Source organism: Loktanella fryxellensis (genome assembly GCF_900110065.1).
Lineage (GTDB): Bacteria > Pseudomonadota > Alphaproteobacteria > Rhodobacterales > Rhodobacteraceae > Loktanella > Loktanella fryxellensis.
In genome coordinates this window covers 16981-41999 of record NZ_FOCI01000002.1, presented here as the reverse complement: position 1 = coordinate 41999, position 25019 = coordinate 16981, and the positions used below count along the sequence as shown (strand labels likewise).

Below are 25019 nucleotides of genomic sequence, written 5' to 3'. Positions count from 1 at the left end.
ACGGCGCGCCTTGCCTGCCGCAGGAGGTCCGATGAACGAACATCCCCCCATGACACGGATCCAGGCCCGCAACCGCGCCGTGATCCTGTCGGGCGGCCTCGACGTGTTCTCGATCGCGGGGTTCAGGGGCGCGACCCTCGACCAGATCGCCGACGCGGCGGGGCTGTCAAAGCCGAACCTGCTGTATTATTTCCCCTCTAAGGACGCGATCTATGCGGCGTTGCTGGAACAATTGCTGGCGACATGGCTCGATCCGCTGCGCGCGCTGGACGCGGACGGCGACCCGGTGACCGAGGTGCTGGCCTATGCCCGGCGCAAGCTGGCGCTGTCGCGCGACTTTCCGCGCGAAAGCCGCCTGTTCGCGACGGAAATCCTGGCTGGCGCGCCACAAATCCATGCGATGCTGGCCGGACCGCTGCGTGATCTGGTGAATGAAAAGGCGCTTGTGCTGCAGTCATGGATGGATGCGGGGCGGATCCGGGCGACCGATCCGCATCATCTGATCGTCTCGATCTGGGCGCTGACGCAACATTATGCGGATTTCGACGTGCAGGTGCGCGCGGTGCTGGGGGACGGCGATGCATTTGCCGGCGCAGACCACTTCATCACAGACCTCTACCGCAGCCTGCTGGACCCCGCCCCAGCGAGACGCTTGTAAAGCCACTCGGGCAGCACTACCACAGCGGCTGGTTCAACCAGTCGCGGCGTGCATCCATGTCATCTGTCCACGCCGGCGCTGCCCGTTCGGCCGCCCGCCCCGCATCGACAGCCGCTCTTGCCGTAGGCTCCGTGGGTGTCGTCTATGGCGACATCGGCACCAGCCCCCTCTATGCCCTGCGCGAAGGTCTGCACGCGGCCACCCATGGCGGTGCTGCGCAGCGGGGCGACGTCATCGGGATCGTGTCGCTGCTGCTGTGGCTACTGATCCTGATCGCCACGTTCAAATACGTCGTCCTGATCCTGCGCGCCGACAACCGCGGCGAAGGCGGCACCCTGTCCCTGCTGGCGCTGGGTCAGAAGGTGATGGGACAGCGGCACTGGCTGCTGATCCTCGGCGTCGTCGGCACCGCGCTGTTCTTTGGCGACGCGATCATTACGCCCGCGATTTCCGTCCTGTCGGCGGTCGAGGGGGTGACGCTGATCGTACCAGCCTTTGACCCCTATGTGGTGCCCGTCACGATCGGCATCCTGATCTGCCTGTTCGCCGCCCAGCGCCGCGGCACCGAAGGGATCAGCCGCCTGTTCGGCCCGATCATGCTGGCATGGTTCGCGTTGATGGCCGCGATGGGGCTCATCCATATCTTCGATGATCCCACGATCTTCCGCGCGTTCAGCCCGGTGCCCGGCGTGCAGTACCTGTTCACGCACGGCGCGTCGGCGCTGGTGGTGCTCGGGTCGGTGTTCCTCGCCATCACGGGGGCAGAGGCGCTTTATGCCGATATGGGCCATTTCGGCCGTCAGCCGATCCGGCTGGCGTGGATCTTCGTCGTGTTCCCCTCGCTGGCGCTGTCCTATCTGGGTCAGGGCGCGATGGTCCTGTCGGACCCGTCCACCGCCAGCAACCCGTTCTTTTTGATGGCCCCCACATGGACGCTGCCGGGGCTGGTGGCCTTTGCCACGGTCGCCACGATCATCGCGTCGCAGGCGGTCATCACCGGCGCCTTTTCGGTCGCGCGGCAGGCGGTGCAACTGGGTCTGCTGCCCCGGATGGAGATTCACCACACGTCAGAGACGCAGCACGGCCAGATCTACATCCCGCGCATGAACGCGATCCTGCTGGTCTGCGTCGTGGTCCTTGTCCTTGCCTTCGGATCGTCTGCGAACCTCGCCACCGCCTATGGCATCGCCGTGACCGGCGAGATGCTGGTGACGACGATCCTCGCCTTCGTCGTGTTCCGCTATGTGTGGAAATGGTCGATGCCGCTGACGCTGGCGATCCTCGTGCCGCTGGGTGTCGTCGAAATCGCGTTGTTCGCAGCCAACATGACCAAGTTCCTCGAAGGGGGCTACATGCCGCTGGCGGTGGCCGCGATGCTGGTGATGGTCATGCTGACATGGGTGCGCGGCAACCGGATCGTGCAGGTCAAGTCGCGCGCGGGCTCGATCCCGCTGAACACGCTGATCGGCAGCGTGGCCGGGTCCCAGAACGTGCGCCACGTCAAGGGCACGGCGATGTTCCTGACCGCGGAACCCATCGTGGCCCCGCCCGCATTGCTGCACAACCTGAAACACAATCAGGTGCTGCATGCCCACAACTACATCGTCACCGTCGCCACCTCGAACGCGCCGCATGTGCCGGCCGCCGACATGGTCGTCACCGAAAACCTGAACGACACGTTCACCCGCGTGTTCATCACCTTCGGTTACATGGACGACCCCAACGTCCCCCGCGCCCTGCGCATGGCCGGCAAGCTGGGGGTCAAGTTCGAGATCATGACCACTTCGTTCTTCATCAACCGCCGCAGCTTCAAACTGGCCGAGCACAGCCAGATGCCCGGTTGGCAGACGCGGCTCTATCTGGCGATGACCAAGACGGCCAGCAATGCGCCCGCCTATTACCACCTGCCGCCGAACCGAGTGATCGAGCTGGGCCAGCAGATCGGCATCTGACGACGGGTCGCAGGAACCGCCATTGGTGATCCGGGTTCTTCCTCCAACCTATGGAGGACCACCATGACCCATACGCTGACCCTGCGCAGCATCGCGCCCGTGACCCACGACACCTGGCACCTGACGTTCGACCGCCCCGACGCCTTCCGGTTCAAAGCCGGTCAGGCGACGCATTTCGCGCTCGACAAGGATGGCTGGCGGGACGAGGACCGCGCGTTCACCATGACGTCGCAACCCGACGCGGACGGGGTGGAATTCGTGATCAAGTCCTATCCAGACCATGACGGCGTGACCGACCAGATCCCCGAGATGTCGCCCGGTGACAAGGTGCTGGCCGAGGACCCCGCCGGGGCCATCACCGACCACGGGCCGGGTGTGTTTCTAGCCGCCGGCGCCGGTGTGACGCCCTTCATCGCGATCCTCGACAAACATGCGCGCAACGGTGTGACGGACGATTATCTTCTGTTCTCGAACAAGACCGACGCCGACATCATCCTGAAGGACAAATGGGACGGCATGGACGGCCTGACCGCGACCTACGTCATCTCGAAACAGGACGACACCGACCACGTGAAGGGCAAGCTGGACAAGACGATGCTGCAGGACTTGCTGCCCGATCTGAACAGGAAGTTCTATATCTGCGGGCCGCAGGAGTTCGTGGATGCGATGCGCGACGCGCTGACGGCGCTGGGCGTGTCGAAAGACAAGATGGTGATCGAAGACGGCTGGTAAGCGTCACCCGCGACAGGGCCTGGCCGCCGCAGAGGTGATCTGCGGCGGCCTTTTGCTGCGGATCACTCGGCGGCGACGGCGCCCGGATTGTTCGGATGCGTCGTCCAGTTGGCGTATTCGCGGGTCACGACCTTGCCGGTGCGCGGATCGGTGGCCCCTGCGGGCATCGCTTCCATGGTGATGCAATCGGCGACGGGGCACACGTCCACGCACAGGTTGCAGGCGACACATTCCGCGTCGATCACGGTGAACTTGCGGTCAGCCGACATGGCGATGGCCTGATGCGACGTATCTTCGCACGCGGCATAGCAGCGTCCGCAGGAGATGCAGTCGTCCTGATTGATCTTGGCCTTGGCGACGTAGTTCAGGTTAAGATACTGCCAGTCGGTCACGTTCGGCACCGCGAGGCCCACGAAGTCTGAGGTCCTGGCATAGCCCTTTTCGTCCATCCACTGCGACAGGCCCGCCTTCATCTCGGCCACCACGTGAAAGCCATAGGTCATCGCCGCCGTGCAGACCTGCACGTTGCCGCAGCCCAGCGCCATGAACTCTGCTGCGTCGCGCCATGTGGTGACGCCGCCGATCCCGCTGATCGGCAAGCCGCGCGTGCCGGGATCGCGGGCGATCTCGGCCACCATGTTCATGGCGATGGGCTTCACCGCCGGGCCGCAATAACCGCCATGCGTGCCTTTGCCGTCGATCATCGGCTCTGGCGACATGGAATCGAGGTTCACACTCGTGATCGAGTTGATCGTGTTGATCAGGCTGACCGCATCCGCGCCGCCGTTCTTGGCCGCCTGCGCGGGCTTGCGGATGTCGGCGATGTTGGGCGTCAGTTTCACGATCACGGGGCGGTCGTAGTTTTCCTTGCACCAGCGCGTGACCATCTCGATGTATTCGGGCACCTGCCCCACGGCGCTGCCCATGCCGCGTTCGGCCATGCCGTGCGGACAGCCGAAGTTGAGCTCGATCCCGTCGGCGTTCGTCTCCTCCACCCGCGGCAGGATCGCCTTCCATGCGGCCTCCTCGCAGGGGACCATCAGCGACACGATCAGGGCGCGGTCGGGATAGTCCGCCTTGACGCGCGCGATCTCCTCCAGATTCACCTCCAATGGGCGGTCGGTGATCAGCTCGATGTTGTTCAGGCCCAGCAGGCGGCGGTCCGCACCATAGATCGCGCCATATCGCGGGCCGTTGACGTTGACGACCGGCGGCCCTTCGGCGCCCAGCGTCTTCCACACCACACCGCCCCAACCCGCCTCATAGGCGCGGCGGACGTTGTATTCCTTGTCGGTCGGCGGCGCGGACGCCAGCCAGAACGGGTTGGGGCTGCGGATGCCCAGAAAGTCTGTGGTCAGGTCGGCCATGTGATATCCCTCCGGGTCAGTGTGTCAGATGCGCGTGGATGTCCATCGCGGCGTCGCGGCCCTGCGCCACCGCCGTGACGGTCAGGTCGTCGCCGCCAAGGGCGCAGTCGCCACCGGCCCAGATGCCGGGCCGTGTGGTGCGGCCCGCGCCGGTCACGGCGATCTTGCGCCCTTCGACGGTCAGCCCGCCGTCCATGGTCAGCGTCTGCCCGATGGCGCGCATCACCTGATCCGCAGCAAGTGTCATCGTCTCGCCCGTCCCGCGCAGACCGGTGCCATCGTCGGCGGTATATTCCAGCGTGATCGCGCCGTCCGCCACCGCGACGGGCATCACGTTGAACAGCAGCCGCACACCGTGGCTGGCCGCCAGGTCCTGCTCGTACCGGCTGGCGCCCATGGCACCGCGGTCGCGGCGGTAGGCGATGGTCACGTGTTCGGCGCCCAGCAGCTTGGACTGCACGGCGGCATCCACAGCCGTCATGCCGCCGCCGATCACCACCACGTTGCGCCCCACCGGCAAGGCCGTCAGATCGCTGGCCTGCCGCAACTCGGCAATGAAACCCACCGCATCCAGCACGCCATCGCCATCGTCACCGTCGATCCCCAGCGCATTCACGCCGCCAAGGCCAACGCCAAGGAACACCGCGTCGAAATCCGCAGCCAGCGCATCCAGCGACAGGTCAGCCCCCAGCGCACGACCCGTCGTCAGGGTGATCCCGCCGATGCCCAGCAACCAGTCCACCTCTTTCGCGGCGAACGCATCGGTCGCCTTGTAGGCGGCGATGCCGTATTCGTTCAGACCGCCGGGCTTGGCCCGCGCCTCGAACATCTCGACCGTGTGACCCAGCATCGCCAGACGGTGTGCACAGGCCAGACCCGCTGGCCCCGCGCCCACGACGGCGACCTTGCGCCCGGTCTGGGGCGCACGGACGAAGGGGTGTCCCTGCCGCGACAGCACGGTGTCGGTCGCATAGCGTTGCAAACGCCCGATCTCGACCGGCTTGCCTTCAGCGGCTTCGCGCACGCAGGACCCTTCGCACAGATCCTCGGTCGGGCAGACGCGGGCGCACATGCCGCCCAGGATGTTCGCCTCGAGGATCGTGCGCGCCGCAGCCTCCGCCGTACCGGTGCTGATCTGGCGGATGAACAGCGGGATGTCGATGCCGGTGGGACAGGCGGTGACGCAGGGCGCGTCATAGCAGAAATAGCAGCGGTCCGCCGCGACCTGCGCCGCATGCGCGTCAAGGGCGGGGTGCAGGTCGGCAAAGCTGGCGGCGATCCGGTCGGCGTCCAGCCGTCCAGCGGCGATTCCAGGGGCAGTCGGCGATGTCATGGGCAACCTCACGGGCGATGATCCTGTAGTGCAGCGTGGCACAGGTTGATTTTTTATCAAACGGTAAATTTTAGGCAGGGTGCGAACGGTCGTACTGACCCGCTGCAGCATGTCGGGCATGGTTGCGACAGGTGCGCCGCCGTCCCGCGTCACCCTGTCATGGTCCAGATGAGACCCGTCATTCGCTGTTCGCAAAACTGTTGTCGGGCTGTCACGAACCACCACTGCGTCGGATGAGCCGGGCGGATGCGCGGTCGCCTCATCCCAGGAGAACAGAATGTTCAAGCTGCCCCAGACCGCCCTGATCGGCGTCTCGCTGATCGCTTTGTCCACGGCCGTGCATGCCCAGTCGACCGATCTGCCGCAGGCGTCCAGCCAGTGGTTCATCGACGGTCAGGCGACGATCAAGACGATGCTGGCCCGCGAAGCCAACACCAACACCGCCAAGAACATCATCGTCATCGTGGCCGACGGCAACGGCGTCGGCACGAACTATGCGCTGCGCCTGTTCGATGGTCAGCAAAAGGGGATGATGGGCGAAGAGAACGTCTTGCCCTACGAGACCCCCGATTATCATTCCGCGTTGATCAAGACCTACAACATCAACGCCCAGACCCCCGACAGCGCGCTGACTGCGGGCGCCATGAATACCGGTGTCAAGCAGCGCTTCAACCTGATCAATCTGGGCGAAAACGCGGTCCATGACGATTGCGCCACCATTGCCGGCAACGAACTGACCCTGTTCTCGGAAATGATGACCGAGATGGACAAGTCCGTGGGCGTCGTCTCGACCGCGCGCATCACCCACGCCACGCCCGCCGCCGTCTATGCCAAGACCGCCAACCGCAACTGGGAAGACAGCGTGCCCGAAGGCTGCACCGCACAGGTGGACATCGCGCAGCAGCTGGTCAACGCGATGGAAGCGGGCACCGTCGACTTCGCGATGGGCGGCGGCGCCAGCTACTTCCTGCCCGCCGACATGGAAATGGCCGGCTTCACTGGCAGCCGCGCCGATGGCCTCGACCTGATGGCCCGTGCGACCGAACTGGGCGCGCAGACCGCCACCGACACGGCGTCGTTCGAGGCGCTCGATCTGGCCTCCGACGCCCCCGTGCTGGCGCTGTATGAAGACAGCCACATGCAGTACGAAGTCGACCGCGCCGACACGGACGAGCCTTCGCTGGTCGACATGACCCGTTCCGCCATCGAGTACCTGTCCAAGAACGAGAACGGCTACTACCTCGAGATCGAGGCGGGCCGCATCGACCATGCGAACCATGACGGCAACGCCTATCGCACCCTGTCCGACGGCGTCGCCTTCGCCGAGGCCGTGGCGCTGGCGGACGAGCTGACCAGCGACGAGGACACGCTGATCATCGTCACCTCCGACCACGAACATGCGATCTCGTTCAACGGCTACTGCGGGCGCGGGTCCGACATCTTGGGCCTGTGCATGGACGTGTCGCAGACCGGCATTGAGCACACCGGAGAGCCGCTGCTGGCCGCCGACGGCAAGCCCTATACCGTTATCGGTTATCTGAACGGCACTGGGTCGGTGCTGATCGAACAGACGCAGGAGTCGACCGAGGCCGCCGTGACCGAGGCCGCCGAACCGTCCGCCGCGACCCCTGACGCCGCCGGCACGCCAGAGGTCGAGACCGTTCCGGTCTATTCCGGCGCGCGCCCAGACCTGACGCAGGAACAGGCGCTGGACGTGGACTACATCCAGCAGGCGCTGATCCCCATGGAATCCGAAACCCACTCGGGCGAGGATGTGGCCGTCTATGCCAAGGGTCCGTGGGCGCACCTGTTCGACGGCACGCTCGAGCAGAACGTGATCTTTCACGTGATGAACCACGCCGTCACGGCGCAGTGACCGCAACCCTATGATCCCCCATGGGGCGGCCCCGACGACGGGTCGCCCCATGGCCGTTCACCCCCGACCGATTGGATCTGCCATGGACCGCCGCCTGTTCCTCACGTCGCTCGCCGCCGCCGGTCTCGGCCTTGCGACGACAGCCCGCGCCGATGGCGTCCTGCTGCGCGAGCTCTACAACAAGGACAAGAGCTTCTCCGACCTCGCCCTGTCGCTGGCGGGCCAGCGGATCGAGGTGGGTGGCTACATGGCACCACCGCTCAAGGCCGAGACGAACTTCTACGTCCTGACCCGACGACCGATGGCCACCTGTCCGTTCTGCGAGACGGAGGCGCAGTGGCCGACCGACATCGTCGCCGTCTATGCCCGCGACCTGATCGTGCCGATCCCGTTCAACGTGCCGATGCTGACGACGGGCGTGCTGGAACTGGGCACCTATACCGACCCCGACCTCGGGTTCGTCAGTCGGGTCCGTCTGACCGACGCCCGGTTCGACCGCGCCTGATGCTAGACCTGTGCGACGTGACGGTGACGTTCCGGGATGCGGCCCGCAGCCGGTTCACCGTCCTCGACCTCGACCATCTGACGGCACAGGCCGGTGCGCTGGTCGTGCTGACCGGATCGTCCGGGTCCGGCAAGACCACGCTGATGCACGCCCTGTCTGGCCTGCTGCCCGTGGACCGCGGACACATCGTCTGGAACGGCACCGACATCGCGGCCCTGTCCGAAGGCGCGCGCGACCGCTGGCGGCGCGATCACGTCGGGCTGATGTTCCAGGACTTCCACCTGATCGAGGAACTGTCGCCGCTGGACAATGTGCTGGTGCCCGCGTGGTTCACCCGCTTCCGCGCCGGTCCCTTGCGCGCCCGCGCCGCAGCGTTGCTGGCCGACTTCGGCGTGCCGGCGGACCGCAGGCGCCTGTCGGACCTGTCGCGCGGAGAGCGTCAGCGCACTGCCTTTGCCCGCGCCCTTCTGTTCGATCCACAGGTCCTGCTGGCAGATGAGCCCACAGCGTCGCTGGATGCACAGGCGGGCGCGCTGGTGATCGACCGCCTGCAGCGGCTGGCGCGCGACGACGGACGCTTCGTCCTCGTGGTCAGCCACGACCCGGCGGTGATCGCCGCCGCCGACCGCGTGCTGCACCTGTCGCGCGGTCATATCGCACAGGCAGCGCAGGCCGCATGAACCCGTTTCCCATCGTCATCGCACTGTTCCGGGGCACATGGCTCACCTCGGTCATGTTCACTGTGCTGATCGCCCTGTCGATCGCCCTTGGCGTGGCCATCACGGCACAGGAACGCAGCCTGCGCACCGGATCGGCGCGCGCGTCGGACCCGTTCGACCTGATCGTGGCCGCCCCCGGCAGCCGGACCGAGATCCTGTTCAACGTGGTCTATCTGCGCCCGTCTGCCGTCGAACTGATCGGGACCGACGCGCTGGCTGCGATCCTGAGCGACCCCGACGCGACATTCGCGGCCCCCATCGCCTTTGGCGACAGCGCCGAAGGTTTTGCCGTCGTCGGCACCACAGCAGACATGATCGCCCACCTGCATGGTGCTGTGCCGATGCAGGGGACGATGTGGCAGGCCGAGGACGAGGCCATCGTCGGGGCAGCAACGCCCTTTGCCATCGGTGACCGGATCGCATCCACGCACGGCGACCCCGTCCGGGGGGCGAACTTCGCGAGCATCGAACCCGCCGACGCGCATGGCGAGCTGGCGGTCGTGGGGCGGCTGCCGCCGACCGGGACGGCGTGGGATCAGGGGGTGTTCGTGCCGATCCAGTACAGCTGGTCCACCCACGCGGTGATGGGCCCCGGCGCCACCGGCACCCCCGGCGTGCTGCGGCCGGGCAATGCGCTTGGCCCGGTGCCGGCGGTGGTGATCGACACTGATGCGCTGCCGCAGGCCTACGGTCTGCGCAGCCGATGGCAGACGCCGGACACCACGGCCTTCTTTCCGGCCGAGGCGCTGACCGAAATCTATGCCACGATGGGCGACGTACGCCGCGTGATGCAGGGTTTGACGATCGCGACGCAAGGTCTGGTGATCGCCGCCGTGCTGGCGGGTGTGGTGGCCCTGATGCAGCTTTATCATGCGCGGCTGGCGCTGTTGCGGGCGCTGGGGGCGTCGCGTGCCTACGTGTTTGCGGTCGTGTGGACCTATATCATGGCGCTGATCCTGATTGGTGCCGTGCTGGGACTTGCGATCGGCATGGGTACGGCACAGGGGCTTGCGCTGGTTCTGGGCGACCGTACGGGGCTGGCGCTGTCCGCACGGCTGGGCTGGGCCGAGCTGCGGCTGATCCTGACGGTCACGGCACTTGACGCCGTCTGCGCGCTGGCCCCTGCCCTGATCCTCTTTCGCCAGTCGGTGGTCACGCACCTGCGTTGACGCGTGCCACCCGGCGCGGGCATCGACCGCGATCGGGCGGTCCGGGGCCGCATCATCCCCGCTGCGGGCGAACGGTGCCGTCCCGCGTCGCGTCCGCCGGGTCGCCAGCCTCTCGCGGCACTCGCGCGACGTCGAACCGCCGCAGGCGCAGCGCATTCGCCAGCACGAACACGCTGGACAGGGCCATCGCTCCTGCCGCAAGCATCGGCGACAAGGTGACGCCAAAGGTGGGATAAAGCGCGCCCGCGGCCACCGGGATCAGGGCGGCGTTGTAGGCAAAGGCCCAGAACAGGTTCTGTCGGATGTTGCTGATCGTCGCCCGCAACAGGGCGATGGCTTGCGGCACCCCGGTCAGATGACCTGCCATCAGCACCACGTCCGCGGCTTCCATGGCGATGTCGGTGCCGGTGCCGATGGCGATGCCCACATCCGCCTGTGCCAGTGCCGGCGCGTCGTTGATGCCGTCGCCTACGAAGGCCACATTGCTGTGGCGCTGCTGCAGCGCCCTGATCGCCGCGACCTTGCCCGCGGGCAGGACGTCTGCCACGACCTGATCGATGTGCAAGTCACGCGCGATGGCGTGTGCCGTGCGATGGCTGTCGCCCGAGATCATCACGACCTTCAGCCCCAGCGCATGCAAGGCGCGGATCGCCGCAGGCGTCGTGGGCTTGACCGGATCGGCGACGGCCAGGATCGCGGCCAGCCGCGCGTCGATGGCGGCATAGACGGGCGATGTTCCCGCGTCCCCCATCCGGGCGGCGGTCGCGGCAAACGCTGCGGGATCGACGCCGAGGCTTGCCATGAACCGATCCGTGCCGACCGCGACCCGGTGGCCGTCGACATCCGCGACGACGCCCTGACCGGTGACGCTGTCGAACCGGGACGGTGCCGACAGCGCAAGCCCCTCGGCCATCGCCGCAGCCACGATGGCGCGGGCGACGGGGTGCTCGGATTTCGCCTCGACCGATGCGATCAGGCGCAGGACGGCGGCGCGGTCGTGCCCCGCCGTTACCTCCAGATCGGTCAGCGTGGGTGCGCCCGCAGCCGGTCTGGTTGACGGTGCCGCCCGTCACGGCGGCACCGGCCCGCTTTTCCACCGGCATCGGCTCTCCCGTGATCATCGCCTCGTCGACGAAGGACGCACCCGACACGACGGTGCCGTCCACCGCGATCCGTTCGCCGGGGCGCACGTCGATCAGGTCGCCCGCGATGAGCGTGTCCAGTGCAACCTCCGTCACGCCGGTGTCCCGATGGACGCGGACGATGCGGGGCTGCAGCCCCATCAGCCGCCTGATCGCGTCTGACGTGCGGCCTCTGGCCCGCCCCTCCAGCGTGCGACCCAGCAGCACGAGGGTCACGATGACGGCGGCCGCCTCGTAATAGACGTTCACGGTGCCGGGCGGCAGCAGCGCCGGGGCAAGCGTCGCCGTGACGGAATAGCCTCAGGCCGCCAGCGTGCCCACGGCGACGAGAGCGTGCATGTCGGGCGCGCCCCGCGCCAGCGCGGGCAGGCCGATCCGGTAGAACCGCAGACCCGGCCAGAACAGGATCAGCGTCGTCAGCACGCCTTGCAGGACCCAGGCGCCGCGCATGCCGATGGTGGTCATGATCAGGTCGTGAACCGCCGGGATCAGGTGCGACCCCATCTCCAGCAGCACGACGGGCAGGGTCAGGACCGCCGCGATGGTCAGGTCGCGCTGCAGGATCGCCAGCTCGTCCTGCCTGCGATGCGCCTGCGTGGCGTCAGAGCGGTCGTCCGCCACCTGCGCCGCATAGCCCGCTGCGGCGACGGACGCGACGAGGTCGCCGTCCGACACGGCGGCCGTGGTTGCGATCACCGCCCGGTCGGTCGCCATGTTGAGGGCAGCCGACGCGACCCCCGGCACCGCCAGCAGCGCCCGTTCGACCCGGGCGACGCATGACGCGCAGGTCATCCCGGCAACATCCAGCGACACGGTTTGCCATGCGTGCGGGTCCACGCGGGCGGGTCCACGCGGGCGGGTCGGGTCTGGTGCAGCGGTCGGGTCGTCATCGGCGGCCCCTTGGGCAGGTTGACCCTGTCATGCGCCTTCCTGTCACGGGCAGGTCAAGACCCGATATCGTGTGCCGCTGGCCCCTTGACCTTCCCCTTGCTGGAAGCCCTATCTGTCCAGTCCGACCCAACCGATCGGAGGATCCCATGCAGTTCCACATCGATGCGATGACCTGCGGGCATTGCGCCAAGAACGTGACCGCCGCGGTCCATGCGGTCGATCCGAGGGCACGGGTCGCGATCGACCTGCCAGCCAAACGCGTCACCGTCGTCAGCGATGCGACGGACGCGGCTATCGCGGCGGCGCTTCGGGATGCAGGCTATCCCCCGCGCAGCGGCGTGTCGTCGCAATGACCCCCGTCAGCCCAAAGGAAAGACGCCCCATGACCACCTTGATCCCGACCGGCCTGAACCTGTCCGCCGCAGGCTTCGCCCTCGCCGCCGCCTTTGCCGCGCCTGCATTGGCGCAGGATGCAGCGTTCGAACTGCCTGCGCGCTGCGTCGCGGCCGCAGGGATGGACCATGCCGCGATGGGGCACGGCGACATGCCGGATGCAAAGCCCGGTGACATGGCGTCCGGCATGATGGGCATGGACGGGATGGACGCCATGGCATCGATGCCCGCGCATGTGCAGGACAACATGCGCAAGATGATGGTCACGATGCCCGCCATGCACGACGGCATGATGAACGCGGATGCGGACGTAGCATTCGCCTGCGGGATGATCGCGCACCACCAGGGGGCCATCGACATGGCCGAGGTCGTGCTGGAACATGGCGACGACGATGCGATGAAGGCCCTCGCGCAAGAGATCATCGCCACGCAGGTGGACGAAATCACGCAGATGACGACCTGGCTGGATGCGCAACCCGAGTAGCGTTCAGGTCGCCGCGCCGACGGGCCGCGCAGGACAAGGAGAGATGCCATGAACATCGGTGCCGCCGCACAGGCTTGCGGCCTGCCGCCCAAGACCATCCGGTATTACGAAGACATCGGACTGCTGACGGCAGGCCGGGCCGCCAACGGCTATCGCGACTACGGGACCGAGGACATCCATCGGCTCAGCTTCGTGCAGCGGTCCCGCAGCCTTGGGTTCTCGGTCGCGGAGTGCAGACAGCTTTTGTCGCTGTATACCGACCGCGACCGCGCCAGCGCGGACGTGAAAGCCATCGCAGAGGAGAAGCTGGGCGAGATCGACCGCAAAATCGCTGAACTGACCGCGTTACGGGTCACGCTGGGACACCTCGTGGCGCATTGCCATGGCGACAACCGCCCGGACTGCCCGATCATCGACGGGCTATCGGGGGACCGGGCAGGGCCGTCGAAAGGGTGAGGGGACGGTGCAAGCAAACGCTGATACAGCAGGGTGCTGCACCGTCGCCCATCGACAGGAATCGGCAGGCGCGATGCGCCTGCCGATCCGCCGCTACGCCGGCAAGCGTGCCCAGAACCGCAAGGCGGCACACGCGGCCACGAAGGACTCGATGGTCTTGGACGCATCCAGATCCATCATGCCATCGTCGCGCGGCACGCCTGCCGCGTCCAGAAGCGGTGCCGCATCTGCCGTCAGACCGATGAACTTGGCATGGGCCACGGCATCGGCGACAAAGCCGCGCGCCGGATGCAGGGCTGCGAGTGCCTTTGCCCCATCCTTGGTCGCAAGGATCGCCACTGCATCGAACAGCACGGAGGGCGCGCCGTCGATCTTGTGATCCGCCGCCACCCGCGCCCCACCCGCGGTGACGATCCCGCCGACCTTGGGCGCCACGACTTCAGCCACACCGCCAGCCGCCATGACCGCCTTGCGCAACCCTTCAAGCAGCGCGTCGTCGATCCCGTCGGTGACGACGATGCCCATCTTGCGTCCCGCAAAGCTGTCGGGACCATTCCGCAGGATCGACAGGGCGGCGGATGACGGCAGATCCATGACCGGCGTGACCGCCGGATCATGCGGTGTCGAAACTGCGTCAAAGCCGAGGCCGTCGCCCACCGTCCTTGCCAGATCGGCGTCGATGTGCGGCAGGTGCGCGACCATCCGTTCCCGGATCGCAAGCGTCTCGACCTTGGACAGTTCGAAGATCAGGGCATCCGCGATGTGCCCCTGCTCGATCTTGGTCTGACTGACGTAGAATTGCCGGGCTTGGCTATAGTGGTCGGCAAAGCTTTCGGGGCGCAGCTTGCGGCTCTCGCCTTCGACCGGTTGCGCGAAATGGCGATACCCGGCCTTGGGGTCGGCCCGCGGCCCGCCCTGCGCCCATCCGTTGGGTTCGTAATTCGCACGCCCCTTTGGGTTGTGCATCGCCATGTGACCGTCCTGCTGAAAATGGTGCATCGGGCAGCGCGGCGCGTTGATCGGGATATGGGTAAAATTCGGACCGCCCAACCGCTTGATCTGCGTATCGAGATAGGAAAAGTTCCGGCCCTGCAGCAGCGGGTCGTTGGTGAACCCGATCCCCGGCACGACGTTCTGCGTGCAAAAGGCGACCTGCTCGGTTTCCGCGAACATGTTGTCCACCCGCCGGTCCAGCACCATCCGGCCGATGATCCGCACCGGGCAATCCTCTTCCGGGATCAGCTTGGTCGAATCGAGCACGTCGAACCCGAAGGCATCCGCGAATGCGTCGTCGAAGACCTGCACACCCAGATCCCATTCGGGAAAGTCGCCCGAACCGATGGCGTCCCACAGATCGCGGCGATGAAAGTCAGGGTCGGCCCCATTGATCTTGACCGCTTCGTCCCACAGCACGGACTGCAATCCCGCCTTAGGCTTCCAGTGGAACTTCACATAGCTGCTGTTGCCGTCCGCATTGATCATGCGGAACGTGTGCACGCCGAACCCTTCCATGAAGCGGAAGGATCGCGGGATTGCCCGGTCGGACATCGTCCACATGATCATGTGCATCGCTTCGGGCATCAGAGAGATGAAATCCCAGAAATTGTCGTGTGCGGTCTGGGCCTGCGGGAACCCGCGATCCGGCTCCGGCTTGGCGGCGTGGATCAGGTCGGGAAACTTCATCGCGTCCTGCACGAAGAAGACGGGGATGTTGTTGCCGACCAGATCCCAGTTGCCCTCTTCGGTATAGAACTTGACCGCAAAGCCGCGCACGTCGCGCGCCAGATCGGGCGACCCCTTGCTGCCGGCCACGGTGGAAAACCGGGTGAACACGGGCACGCGGCGACCGACTGCGCCGAACAGATGCGCGGCGGTCAGGTCAGGGATGGCATCCGTCGTCTCGAAATAGCCGTGTGCGCCGTAGCCACGGGCATGGACGACCCGCTCGGGGATCCGCTCGTGGTCGAAGTGGAAGATCTTTTCGCGGAAGTGGAAATCCTCCAGCAGGGCAGGCCCGCGCGGCCCAGCGGTCAGCGTGTTCTGGTTGTCGGCCACGGGCACGCCCTGCGCCGTGGTCAGTCGTGGGCCGCCGTCGTCGGGATGCTGGTGGGTCTCGCCGCCCTGTCCCGGATTGCGGTCACGGCTTGCGACATCCCGGTTCGACTGAGTGTCGGCTGTGGCAGGTCGCCGTGGCATGTCATGTGTCATCGCAGTGATCCTTGTGCATGAGGGTCCGTGGACCGCGTCTCGTGCACACTGCGCAGATACCGGGAGGAGCGCTTCAAACTGCATTGACCAAAGAGACGGAAATGTCCGCCGACACGAAGCGGCGGATTTCAGGTCGTGCTGGACCGCGATCGGCGGTTTCATAAATGGAACGGCCCGCAGCAATTCGGACGCATGAGCGGCACAGGGATCGTTCGGTCACTGAATGGGCAAATTCAGTTCGCACAGCACATGTCGACCGGGCGGTGATCCGTTCCCCCGTTGGACATGCGGCGTTCAGGCCCGCGCACGGGTGCCTGCCCCATGGACAGGCACCCGCATGACCGCTTCAAAAGATGAAGTCGTCGCTGTCGAGGTTGCGCAGACGAAAGTCCTCGACCTTCAGCGTGCCTTCGCTGAAGGTGAACACGACGTCGTCGCCGACCTGCTTTGCGCGGGCCATCGCCTCGCGGTAGGAGTTCACCGACGTCAGCGCCGACAGGTCGACATCGTCGTCGCCGCTCTCGAAGTCGGTGATCCGGTCCGTTCCAAAGCCCCTTGCAATGACGAAGCGGTCGCCCCCCTCGCCACCGACCATCAGGTCGTTGCCGGTGCCGCCGTACAGCACGTCGTTGCCTTCGGCGCCGACGAAATAGTCGTTGCCCGCGTCGCCGCGCATGCTGTCGTCACCTTCGCCGCCATAGAGCTTGTCGTTGCTCGTACCACCGACCATCCGGTCGTTGCCCTCGCCACCTTCCAGACGGTCGGCGCCGGTGCCGCCGTCGAGGATGTCGTTGCCTTCACCCAGCCGGATCGTGTCGTTGCCGCCGCCGCCATAGGCGGAGTCGTTTCCACTCTCGTCGGTGATGATGTCGTTGCCGCCATCACCCCAGATCCTGTCTTCACCCTTGCCACCGGCAATTGTGTCGTTGCCGTTGCCGCCGAACAGGCGGTCGTCGTCGTCGTCACCGAAGATGCGGTCGTCGCCGTCATTGCCGCGGATCAGATCCTCGCCGTCGAAGCCCCGGATCAGGTCTGCCAAGGCCGTGCCGTTGAGCGTGTTCGCGCTGCCGTTGCCATTGATGTTCGCCATGTTGATGCTCTACTTGCCATGAATCACCGACCGGGATGGTCAGTTGCCATGGCGTTAAACTAACGCGATCGGGCCTTGCGAATATGACGGATCGGTCGATCCTGCGGGTTCTAACGAACTTCTAATCCCGGTCTGCAGATCAGATGCTGCGCCCCTGTGCCCGCGCGGTCCGCGACGGCGGTTACCGGTGCAGCAGGCATCCACACACTGCGATCAGCGGCCCGGTGGTGTGGTGGCGGTCGTCGAACCTGCGGCTGATGAAGATGTGCCGCGCCAGCGAAATCGCATGAAGGGCGCCGATCCGTGCGGCGCCGCCGGCCCGGTCCGCCCCGCCGTAACCTGTGATCAGGGCATCGGCGTGGTCGGTGAAACGGTCGGCGTCGCCCGTCGTGCGCAGACCCAGTTCCGTCAGATGCGCCAGCATGTTGCCCAGATCCACCGCCGGGTCGCCCCGGGTATAAAGATCGAGGTCCAGCAGCCACGTCACCGGGTCCCCCAGCAGCACCTGATCGGGATGGAAATCCCGGTGAAGTCCCGTGACCAGTCCGGGCACCAGCGCATCCGCAAATCGGTGCGCCATCCGCCCGACCTGCGCGATTGCCTTTGCATCTGCCGGCAGGATCTGTGCCGCCTCGGTCAGGGCCTTGTCCAGCACCGCCATCTCGTCGGACATCGTCCAGATCCGGTCGGTCGGCACAGTTGCGACATGCAGCAGCGCCAGGGTCGCCCCCGCGCGTCGTGCCGCTGCGGGGTCCGCGCCCTGCAGCAGCGCGTCGGTCAGCGTGACGCCGTCCACCTGTGCCTGCAGCCAGATCGCAGGCTGGACCAACCCGCCGAACGCCTGCGGCACGCCGACATGGTGCGGGCCGCGTCCGTCCAGACCGGCGGCCCGCAGGGCGTCGTGCAGGGCGGGGGTGCGGTGGTCGGGCCCCTTCGCCCGCAGCTTGGCCAGCCGCACGCGGGGTGCTGCCCCGACCGTGGCATAGCGGATCAGGGCACGACGGCCGGGTTTGTGCCGCAGCAGGGTCGCGGTCAGATCGCTGCCGCCCAGCCCCCCGAAGGCCGCATCGAGTGGTGCGCGCATCGCGTTCGGATCCAGTGCCACCGTCAGCCCCGGCGTCGCGGCCAGAGGATCGTCGCCCATGATCTCCAGCGCCTGCGACAGCACTGTCGCCATGCGGGCGGGCCAATCGGGCGCGCGCTGCCGGAAACCTTCGGTCGCCAACGCCAGCAGCGCCCTTGCCCGTTGGGCGGTCACCGTTGCGGGCCGGATGCCGTGAACGGTGTAGCCGGCCAGCAGACCGTCGGCTGCGGCATCGGCGCTGTCGCGGTCCAGCAGTCCATTCAGCACGTCCATATCCAATCGGGCCAAAAACCCGCCCAGATCGCGGCCTGCATCGCCCACGGCGATACGATCCCAGTCGAGGATCACGGGCCTGTCGTCCTGCAGGATCACCTGATCGGCACTGAAATCCCCGTGCAGCGTGCAGGGCTCCACGGGAACACGGGACAACTCTGCGACGATGCGCCGGCCAAGCTGACGCGCGCGGGCCGCCAGATCGGGCGCAAGCTGTGCGATGGCACGGACGGCAGCATCGACCTCTCTGCGCTCGTCGGCGCGATCCATGCGCCGCAGGTCCACTGCTGGCACGTCATGCAACCGCGCCAGCGCGGTGCCCGTCGCGCGAAAGGCTGCATCGCCCAACGACGGGTGCAGCGGCACACCGTCGATCCAGCCCGACAGAATCGCGTGGCGCCGGGTATCGACCGCCAGCAGCGGTGCACCGGCGTAGGCTGCCGCGTGACGCGCCCCCCGCAGCGCGCGGTCGAAGCCTGTCGCGCCGTGGCATTTCAGCAGGCCCGGTGCGCCATCCAGGGTCGCGACCTGCACCACGATCCGCCGTTCCGGCTTGAACCGCAACACCTGCATCGGGGCATCCGCCAACCCGAGCGCGTCCAGTAACGCGCTGCGACGGACGGGATCGGTCAGCGCCTTGTGGCCCTTGACGTGGCGGATGTGCCGCAAGGGGACGACGGCGATGTGGACGTCATCATGGAACGCGATGGGGTCAGGCCCGCCCTGCCATTTCGGTCTGGCGCGTAACTGCGGCCAGCGGGGTGCAGGCACGGCGATCGCGGCCACGGCATCCAGCCCAGCGCCCATCGGCGCCAACCCCACCATGCAACTGTTGCCCGGTTTGTAGCGCAGATAGGTCACGACCAAATCGTCGCGGCCCGTCAGCGCGGCCAAGGCGGCGGGGTCCAGCAGGGTCGCGAGCCCCGGCAAGGCCGGATCGCGCGCCACGACGGCGGCATCAGATGGCGACAGCACGTGGAAGTCCCCTTGCCGACACCGGACCCGCAGCATCGCCCTGCTGCCGGGCGCGCAGGGCGGCAAAGCGGCCACCGGCGCGCATCAGGTCCTGCGGCGTGCCATCCTCGACGATGCGCCCGCCGTCCAGCACCAGCACCCGGTCGGCGTGGGCGGCCAGCGCCAGATCGTGCGTCACGAGCCAGGTCGTGCGCCCCTGTGCCAGACGCCACAGGGCGGCGCTCACCGCCTCTTCGCTGGCGCGGTCGAGACCGGCGGTGGGCTCGTCCAGGATCAGGATGGGGCAGTCGCGCAGGGCGACGCGGGCGATGGCGATTCGCTGGCGCTGCCCGCCCGACAGGGTCGCCCCGCGTTCGGCCACCACCGTGTCGTAGCCCTGCGGCTGCGCCATGATGAAGTCGTGCGCATCCGCCAGACGTGCGGCATCGGCGATCTGTGCGGGGGTCACGGCGCGGCCCGCGCCCAGCGCGATGTTCTCTGCGATGGTGCCGCGCAGGATCAGCGGGTCCTGCGCCACGAAGCCGATCTGCGACCGCAGCGACCGAATGGTCAGGGCGCGCAGGTCGTGGCCGTCGATGCGGATCGTGCCGCTTTCGGGATCGTAAAGGCGCAGCATCAGACTGGCGAAGGTGGACTTGCCCACCCCGGATGGCCCGGTGATCGCCACCGACCGGCCCGCATCCAGCGTGACGCTGACGCCGTCCAGCGTGGCGGGGGCATCGGGGGCGTAACGGAACCGCACGTCGGTCAGCGTCACCGCACCGCGCAGGGTGGGTGCGGCGATGGCATCCGGCGCATCGCGCACCACCGCAACCTCGTCCAGCAAGGCCACGACCCGTTCGCCCGCCGCCGCCGCCTTGGCCAGACGGGCGGTGTATTTCGCGTATTCGCGCACCGGGCGGAAGGTTTGCTTGAGGTAGCTGACGAAGATCAGCAGATCGCCGGGGGTGATGCGTCCGTTCAGCACCTGCAGCGTGCCGAACCACAGCACGATCGCCAGGCCGATGCCGGTCAGCACATCGACGGACCGTTCCAGCCCTGCCGACAGCTTCTTGCCCTTGACGCCCGCGCGCATGTCGTCGTCGTTGGACCCGGAAAACACCCGCGACAGGCTGGCCTCCAGCCCCAGCGCCTGCACGGACCGGATGCCCGCCATCGTCTCGGTGCTGGTGGCAGCCAACTCGCCTTGCCGCTTGCGCTGCTTGCGGCTGATGTCGCGGATCTTGACCGTCGCGCGTTGCGACATGAACCACAGGATCGGCAACGGCGACAGCGCCAGCAACGCCAACTGCCAGTCGAGCCACAGCATGACGCCGACCATGCCCACCAGCACCATCACGCTGGCCAGCAGCGGCAAGGCGGCGGTGACGGCCGTTTCCTTGAGCATGCCGACGTCGCCGATCAGGCGCATGGTCAGATCGCCGGCCCGTGCGCGGGCATGAAAGCCCAGCGACAGGGCCTGCAGGTGGCGGAACAGGTCGGCGCGCACTGCCGTCAGCACACGGTTGCCCACCAGCGCGAAACCGATGGTGGCCAGATACGAAAACAGCGCCTTGAGCACGACGATCGCCAGAAGCGCCCCGGCGCACAATGCCAGCAGGGTCATCGGGTCGAGGGTCGTGGCAGCACCACCCGCCGCAGTTGGCACGACCGCGTCGATGACGAACTTCAGCGGCCAGGGCTCTGCCAGCTTCATCAGGGTGGCCGCGATCAGCCCTGTCATGGACCCCGCGAGCATAACGCGGTGCGGCCGCATATAGGGCGTCAGCCGCGTCATCACGCGGCGCAGTCCCGGCAGGCTGTCGGACAGGTTGTCGGGGCGGCTCATGCGGTGACTTTCGCGCCCGCATGCGCTTGCGCCCACCCCATCACGCGGGCGGCGATTCCGTCCCATGTGTGGTGCGCCATCACATGCGCCCGCGCGGCGCTGCCCAGACGGCTGCGCAGGGCCGGATCGGCGGCCAGTCGTGCCAGCGCGTCGGCCAGCGCCTGCGCATCGCCGGGGGGCACCATCAGGCCCGTGGTGCCGTGATCAACCACCTGCCCCAGATGGCCCACGTCGCTGGCGACCACCGCAAGCCCCGCCGCCATGTATTCGTAGATCTTCAGCGGCGAGAAATAGAAATCCGCGCTCGCCGCGTAGGGCGACAGCCCGACATGCATCCGCGCCAGCATCCCCGGCACCTCCTCGGGTGCCACGGCACCGGTGAACTCCACCGCATCGGCAATGCCCAGCGCATCTGCACGGGCGGCCAGCCCGTCGCGTTCCGGCCCATCGCCCACGATCATCAGCACCGCATCCGGCACCGCCTGCGCGCGCAGCAAGGCAAAGGCATCCAGCGCCGTATCCACGTCGTGCCACGGTTTCAGGCTGCCGAGGAACCCGAGCGTAAAGGCTCCGCCGGGTGCGGCCTGCTGCGGAAAGCGCGCTGGCGTGACCGCATTGGGGATCACATGCATCCGCTGGGCCCCGTGATCGGTGGCATAGGTACCCACGACAGGGGATACGGCAGTGACATGTGCAGCGGCGCTCATGCAGGCACGGGTCGCGCCCTCGGCCTCACGCGTCAGGGCCAGCGTGCGGTGGCGGGCCTGTTCTGCCAGCAGGGGGGCGTTCACCTCCAGCACACCGGGGGTGCCCGCGTCGCGCGCGACCTCCATCCCCGCATGGGCATAGAGGGCATGGCGTTCGTAGATCAGATCGAAGGGGCCTGCCGCGTCCAGCGCCAGCGCCACGGCGGCGTTCTGATCGAGCGCCGCCTGCGCGCGCACCGCAGCCGCACCGGATGGGAGCGGAGGAAGGGCATGGATCGCCACGCCCGCCAGATCTGCGGGGGCCGCATCGCCGATGCGTGGCGAGATCACGGTGACATGCGCCCCGCGCCCCACGAAGGCGCGCAGCATTTCCTGCACGTGGACGGACGCGCCCTTGGTACCGAAGACGGGAATGCCCGGATCGGTGCAGACATAGGCGATGCGCATCATGCGACCCCCTGCAGGTTGGGCGCCGTGGCGGCGGCGAACACGTCGCGCAGGCGGGCGGCGTTCACGGCCACGTCGAAATCGGCCTCCACCCGCGCGCGACCTGCATCGGAAAAGCGCCGCCGCAGGTCCGCATCGTCCAGCATGTGGCCCAGCGCATCGGCCAGAGTCTCCGGGTCGCCCTCGGTGGCGATCAGGCCGGTCTCGTCGTGGCGGACCAGTTCGGGGATGCCGGTCACGTCGGTCGCCACGCAGGGCAGGCCCAGCGCCATCGCCTCCAGCAGGACGGTCGGCAATCCGTCGCGGTTGCCGTCGCCACCCACCACGCAGGGGCAGGCCAGCACGGCGGCGCGGCGCATGGCGGCAAAGACCTCGCCCTGCGGCAGCGGTCCGGCCAGCGTCACGCTGTCGGTCAGTCCTGCGGCAGCGATCTGGCGCGACAGGTTGTCGGCCTCTTCACCGCTGCCCACGATGGTGCAGGGCACGGTGCGCCCGTCTGCCGCCAGCAGGCGCAGCGCCTCGATCAGGATGTGAAAGCCCTTCTTTTCCACCAGACGGCCGACGGCGAGGATGCCTGTCGCATCCGGGCCGGGCGTCATGTGCGTGAACCGGTTCAGGTCGAGCCCGTTGTAGATCCGCATCACCTGCCCCGCGTTCGCGCCGAAGCGGTCATGCAGGTAGTCCACGTTGAAGTCTGACACGGTGACGACCGTCGTGGCGTCGCGCAGCTTCAGGTCGAGGAACTGGTTTTCTGCATAGTCGCAGAAGATGTCCTTGGCATGCGCGGTAAAGCTGTAGCCGATCCCGGCTAGCGCCGCCGCACCCCGCGCGACCGAGGTCGAGACGGTGCCGAAATGAGCGTGCAGATGCACGATCCCGCGGGCGTGACAGTGCAGGGCGATGTCGATGGCCTGCACGATGTCCTGACCGTTCAGCCCCTCCAGCCGCTCCAACGCGGCCCATGCGCCGGACAGCGTGTCGCGGGCGCGGCTGATCATGGTCCAGATCGCGTCGGGTCCGGTGTACTTGTCGCGGATCCGCGTCACAGGCGCCTTCACCTGACCGAGGATGTCCTGAAAATGGCTCTCTTCCACGCTGCGCAGGGCAAAGATCTCGATCCGCGTGCCAGCCGCCTCGTGGGCGAGGATCTCGTTCACGATGAAGGTTTCGGAATAGCGGGGATACCGCTTGACGACATACCCGATGGGGCCGGGGATGAGGGCGGTCATCAGCAGGCCTCCGCAAGGTGTGGGTTTGCGGCGGGCACTGTGGCGAACATGTCGTCCACCAGCCCGCGCACGGTGCCAAGGCCGTCCATCGCCAGCGTGGACGCCGGGACGAGCGAGATGTCGGCCTGCAGCCAGGTGGTCAGCGCATCCGCGCCGAGATCGTCGGGGTGCAGCATGTCGACCAGCCGGCGGTCGGCCAGCCGGATGGTGCGGATCAGCTGTTCGGCACGCGGCGCCGCACGGGGCACGATCAGCGTCGGGCGGCCCAGCGACAGCACCTCGCACGTGGTGTTGTAGCCCCCCATGCTGACGATCCGCGCCGCCCCCTGCATCAGCGCTATGGGTTCGCGCACGAAGGGCACCACCATCATGTCGTCCCGCCGCGCCACGAGGGCGTGCAGCCGGTCGCGCAGGGCCTGCGGCATCTGGGTGCCGGTGATCAGCACGCCGCGGTGGCCAGCCGGCAGGGTCGCTGCGGCAAAGGCCGCGCAGACCGCGTTCCCGTCGCGCCCGCCACCCACGGCGCACAGCACGTAGGGCCGCGGATCGCTGCCCAGCACCGCGTCGCGGTCCTGCGCCGCCAGCGGTTGCGACAATCGGGTGGCATGGTCGAGATATCCCACATGGCGGGCCTTGTCGCCGATGGCGCCGCCCAGTTCGCAGTCGGTCAGGATGTCATAGAGCGTCGGATCGCCGTACACCCAGACCGCATCGTAATACCGCGCGATCGTCTCGAAGTTGCGCTGCCACAGCCACTGCCGGCGCACCACGCCGGGGGCGTCGATCACGTCGCGCAGGCCCAGTACCAGACGGGTGGTGCCACGGGCGCGCAGCATGGACAGCACGGGGTCCAGCTCGAATTGCGCGCCGCGCGGCACGTTGTCCACGATCATCAGATCGGGGGCGAAACTGCTGACCGTGGCCGCGATGATCTGCGCGCGCAGGCTGCGCAGCGCACCCAGATCGCCGCCCAGATCGCGCGGACGATAGGTGCCGTCGCTGCCCTTGGCATAGGCGGGCAGGGTCACGCAATCGACGCCGTCGGGCATGGCGAATGCACCGGCCTCTCTCATGCCGCCGATCATCAGGATCTCCGGCGTGCGCAAGCCCTGCTTCAGCGCACCGGCGATCAGCAGGTTGCGGCGCAGGTGCCCGAAGCCCAGCGTGTCGTGGGAATACAGCACGATGCGCGGGGCGCGTGCAGGATCGACCGTCGTGGCATGGTCTTTGTGGCCGCTGGCAAGATCGAACATGGGTCCTGCAATCTCCTCTGAGATATCGTTGACGGTGTGCGACCGATCCTGCGGGACCGTGCATGTCATGAATGTGTTACATCGGCGGATCGTTCCCGGTTTCAAATTAGAACTTCCTTAGAATACGGTTTCGCCCGTGCGACACCGCAGCGTGGGCGGTAGTCTGCTGGCCAGTGCCGCAGGTGCCGGGGGGCAATCCGCAACGCCGCACCGTCGGGCGCGGGCACGGGAACAAGGAAGGCGAGCAG

Annotated in this window: 20 protein-coding genes and 1 pseudogene; 10 read left to right on the top strand and 11 right to left on the bottom strand. The window is 67.3% G+C overall.

The features are described 5' to 3' along the window. Positions 1-31: 31 nt before the first annotated feature. The 3 genes from BMX16_RS02585 (at position 32) to BMX16_RS02575 (ending at position 3342) form a co-directional block, all read left to right on the top strand. Positions 32-658 (top strand): TetR family transcriptional regulator C-terminal domain-containing protein, encoded by a 627-nt coding sequence (locus BMX16_RS02585; protein ID WP_089898421.1) that lies wholly within the window; start codon positions 32-34, stop codon positions 656-658. A 56-nt stretch (positions 659-714) separates the two neighbouring features. Next, positions 715-2610, top strand: coding sequence for a potassium transporter Kup (locus BMX16_RS02580; RefSeq protein WP_089898419.1), 1896 nt, complete (start codon positions 715-717; stop codon positions 2608-2610). Between the two features lie 63 nt (positions 2611-2673). Then, the gene (locus BMX16_RS02575) at positions 2674-3342 is read left to right on the top strand and encodes an FAD-binding oxidoreductase (RefSeq protein WP_089898417.1); all 669 of its coding nucleotides are present in this window, start codon (positions 2674-2676) and stop codon (positions 3340-3342) included. Positions 3343-3404: 62 nt separating this feature from the next. On the opposite strand, the gene preA is transcribed toward BMX16_RS02575, so the two are convergent. Then, a complete protein-coding gene (gene preA, locus BMX16_RS02570) occupies positions 3405-4709 on the bottom strand; it encodes an NAD-dependent dihydropyrimidine dehydrogenase subunit PreA (protein WP_089898415.1) in 1305 nt (434 codons plus the stop codon). 16 nt (positions 4710-4725) lie between these two features. Continuing rightward, on the bottom strand, positions 4726-6042 hold the full coding sequence (locus tag BMX16_RS02565; protein WP_089898413.1) for an NAD(P)-dependent oxidoreductase: 1317 nt from the start codon (positions 6040-6042) through the stop codon (positions 4726-4728). Positions 6043-6319: 277 nt separating this feature from the next. On the opposite strand from BMX16_RS02565, the gene BMX16_RS02560 reads away from it, so the two are divergent. The 4 genes from BMX16_RS02560 (at position 6320) to BMX16_RS02545 (ending at position 10311) form a co-directional block, all read left to right on the top strand. After that, positions 6320-7918, top strand: coding sequence for an alkaline phosphatase (locus BMX16_RS02560; RefSeq protein WP_089898411.1), 1599 nt, complete (start codon positions 6320-6322; stop codon positions 7916-7918). A gap of 82 nt (positions 7919-8000) precedes the next feature. Then, entirely contained in the window at positions 8001-8423 is a 423-nt protein-coding gene (locus tag BMX16_RS02555; protein ID WP_089898409.1) for a hypothetical protein, read from the top strand. Further along, positions 8423-9103 (top strand): ABC transporter ATP-binding protein, encoded by a 681-nt coding sequence (locus BMX16_RS02550; protein WP_245731227.1) that lies wholly within the window; start codon positions 8423-8425, stop codon positions 9101-9103. The genes BMX16_RS02555 and BMX16_RS02550 overlap by 1 nt, the downstream gene beginning before the upstream one ends. Beyond that, entirely contained in the window at positions 9100-10311 is a 1212-nt protein-coding gene (locus BMX16_RS02545; RefSeq protein ID WP_089898408.1) for an ABC transporter permease family protein, read from the top strand. Before BMX16_RS02550 ends, BMX16_RS02545 begins: the two co-directional genes overlap by 4 nt. 52 nt (positions 10312-10363) lie before the next feature. Here BMX16_RS02545 and BMX16_RS02540 read toward each other — a convergent pair. Continuing rightward, positions 10364-11750 (bottom strand): annotated as a pseudogene (locus BMX16_RS02540) (HAD-IC family P-type ATPase); the annotation flags it as partial. 3 nt (positions 11751-11753) lie between these two features. Further along, entirely contained in the window at positions 11754-12290 is a 537-nt protein-coding gene (locus tag BMX16_RS18320) for a cation transporter (protein WP_425433993.1), read from the bottom strand. A 200-nt stretch (positions 12291-12490) separates the two neighbouring features. Here BMX16_RS18320 and BMX16_RS02535 point away from each other — a divergent pair, with 200 nt between their 5' ends. The 3 genes from BMX16_RS02535 to cueR are packed head-to-tail and all read left to right on the top strand — an operon-like array spanning position 12491 to position 13677. Next, on the top strand, positions 12491-12697 hold the full coding sequence (locus tag BMX16_RS02535) for a heavy-metal-associated domain-containing protein (RefSeq protein WP_089898405.1): 207 nt from the start codon (positions 12491-12493) through the stop codon (positions 12695-12697). Positions 12698-12726: 29 nt separating this feature from the next. Next, positions 12727-13221 carry a DUF305 domain-containing protein gene (locus BMX16_RS18165; protein ID WP_089898404.1) on the top strand — a complete coding sequence of 165 codons (495 nt, stop codon included), beginning with the start codon at positions 12727-12729 and terminating at the stop codon, positions 13219-13221. Between the two features lie 48 nt (positions 13222-13269). Then, a complete protein-coding gene (gene cueR, locus BMX16_RS02525; RefSeq protein ID WP_089898402.1) occupies positions 13270-13677 on the top strand; it encodes a Cu(I)-responsive transcriptional regulator in 408 nt (135 codons plus the stop codon). 93 nt (positions 13678-13770) lie between these two features. Here cueR and BMX16_RS02520 read toward each other — a convergent pair whose 3' ends face one another. The 7 genes from BMX16_RS02520 to BMX16_RS02490 form a co-directional block, all read right to left on the bottom strand. Continuing rightward, positions 13771-15885: a catalase gene (locus BMX16_RS02520; RefSeq protein WP_245731225.1), complete on the bottom strand. Its 2115-nt coding sequence runs from the start codon at positions 15883-15885 to the stop codon at positions 13771-13773. 346 nt (positions 15886-16231) lie between these two features. Beyond that, positions 16232-16975 (bottom strand): calcium-binding protein, encoded by a 744-nt coding sequence (locus tag BMX16_RS02515; protein WP_089898399.1) that lies wholly within the window; start codon positions 16973-16975, stop codon positions 16232-16234. A 181-nt stretch (positions 16976-17156) separates the two neighbouring features. Beyond that, a complete protein-coding gene (locus tag BMX16_RS02510; protein WP_177174548.1) occupies positions 17157-19307 on the bottom strand; it encodes a phosphotransferase in 2151 nt (716 codons plus the stop codon). Further along, positions 19291-21135 (bottom strand): ABC transporter ATP-binding protein, encoded by a 1845-nt coding sequence (locus tag BMX16_RS02505; RefSeq protein ID WP_089898394.1) that lies wholly within the window; start codon positions 21133-21135, stop codon positions 19291-19293. The genes BMX16_RS02510 and BMX16_RS02505 overlap by 17 nt, the downstream gene beginning before the upstream one ends. Further along, entirely contained in the window at positions 21132-22292 is a 1161-nt protein-coding gene (locus BMX16_RS02500) for a glycosyltransferase family 4 protein (protein ID WP_218139812.1), read from the bottom strand. Before BMX16_RS02500 ends, BMX16_RS02505 begins: the two co-directional genes overlap by 4 nt. Then, a complete protein-coding gene (locus tag BMX16_RS02495; RefSeq protein WP_089898392.1) occupies positions 22289-23518 on the bottom strand; it encodes a glycosyltransferase family 4 protein in 1230 nt (409 codons plus the stop codon). The genes BMX16_RS02500 and BMX16_RS02495 overlap by 4 nt, the downstream gene beginning before the upstream one ends. Then, entirely contained in the window at positions 23518-24771 is a 1254-nt protein-coding gene (locus tag BMX16_RS02490; RefSeq protein WP_089898389.1) for a glycosyltransferase family protein, read from the bottom strand. Before BMX16_RS02490 ends, BMX16_RS02495 begins: the two co-directional genes overlap by 1 nt. Positions 24772-25019 lie beyond the last annotated feature (248 nt).

Excerpts from the sequence above, each read along its gene's own strand:
- BMX16_RS02585 (WP_089898421.1), top strand. The coding sequence starts at position 32 with ATGAACGAACATCCCCCCATGACACGGATCCAGGCCCGCAACCGCGCC.
- BMX16_RS02580 (WP_089898419.1), top strand. The coding sequence starts at position 715 with ATGTCATCTGTCCACGCCGGCGCTGCCCGTTCGGCCGCCCGCCCCGCA.
- BMX16_RS02575 (WP_089898417.1), top strand. The coding sequence starts at position 2,674 with ATGACCCATACGCTGACCCTGCGCAGCATCGCGCCCGTGACCCACGAC.
- preA (WP_089898415.1), bottom strand. The coding sequence starts at position 4,709 with ATGGCCGACCTGACCACAGACTTTCTGGGCATCCGCAGCCCCAACCCG.
- BMX16_RS02565 (WP_089898413.1), bottom strand. The coding sequence starts at position 6,042 with ATGACATCGCCGACTGCCCCTGGAATCGCCGCTGGACGGCTGGACGCC.
- BMX16_RS02560 (WP_089898411.1), top strand. The coding sequence starts at position 6,320 with ATGTTCAAGCTGCCCCAGACCGCCCTGATCGGCGTCTCGCTGATCGCT.
- BMX16_RS02555 (WP_089898409.1), top strand. The coding sequence starts at position 8,001 with ATGGACCGCCGCCTGTTCCTCACGTCGCTCGCCGCCGCCGGTCTCGGC.
- BMX16_RS02550 (WP_245731227.1), top strand. The coding sequence starts at position 8,423 with ATGCTAGACCTGTGCGACGTGACGGTGACGTTCCGGGATGCGGCCCGC.
- BMX16_RS02545 (WP_089898408.1), top strand. The coding sequence starts at position 9,100 with ATGAACCCGTTTCCCATCGTCATCGCACTGTTCCGGGGCACATGGCTC.
- BMX16_RS02535 (WP_089898405.1), top strand. The coding sequence starts at position 12,491 with ATGCAGTTCCACATCGATGCGATGACCTGCGGGCATTGCGCCAAGAAC.
- BMX16_RS18165 (WP_089898404.1), top strand. The coding sequence starts at position 12,727 with ATGACCACCTTGATCCCGACCGGCCTGAACCTGTCCGCCGCAGGCTTC.
- cueR (WP_089898402.1), top strand. The coding sequence starts at position 13,270 with ATGAACATCGGTGCCGCCGCACAGGCTTGCGGCCTGCCGCCCAAGACC.
- BMX16_RS02520 (WP_245731225.1), bottom strand. The coding sequence starts at position 15,885 with ATGACACATGACATGCCACGGCGACCTGCCACAGCCGACACTCAGTCG.
- BMX16_RS02515 (WP_089898399.1), bottom strand. The coding sequence starts at position 16,975 with ATGGCGAACATCAATGGCAACGGCAGCGCGAACACGCTCAACGGCACG.
- BMX16_RS02505 (WP_089898394.1), bottom strand. The coding sequence starts at position 21,135 with ATGAGCCGCCCCGACAACCTGTCCGACAGCCTGCCGGGACTGCGCCGC.
- BMX16_RS02500 (WP_218139812.1), bottom strand. The coding sequence starts at position 22,292 with ATGATGCGCATCGCCTATGTCTGCACCGATCCGGGCATTCCCGTCTTC.
- BMX16_RS02495 (WP_089898392.1), bottom strand. The coding sequence starts at position 23,518 with ATGACCGCCCTCATCCCCGGCCCCATCGGGTATGTCGTCAAGCGGTAT.
- BMX16_RS02490 (WP_089898389.1), bottom strand. The coding sequence starts at position 24,771 with ATGTTCGATCTTGCCAGCGGCCACAAAGACCATGCCACGACGGTCGAT.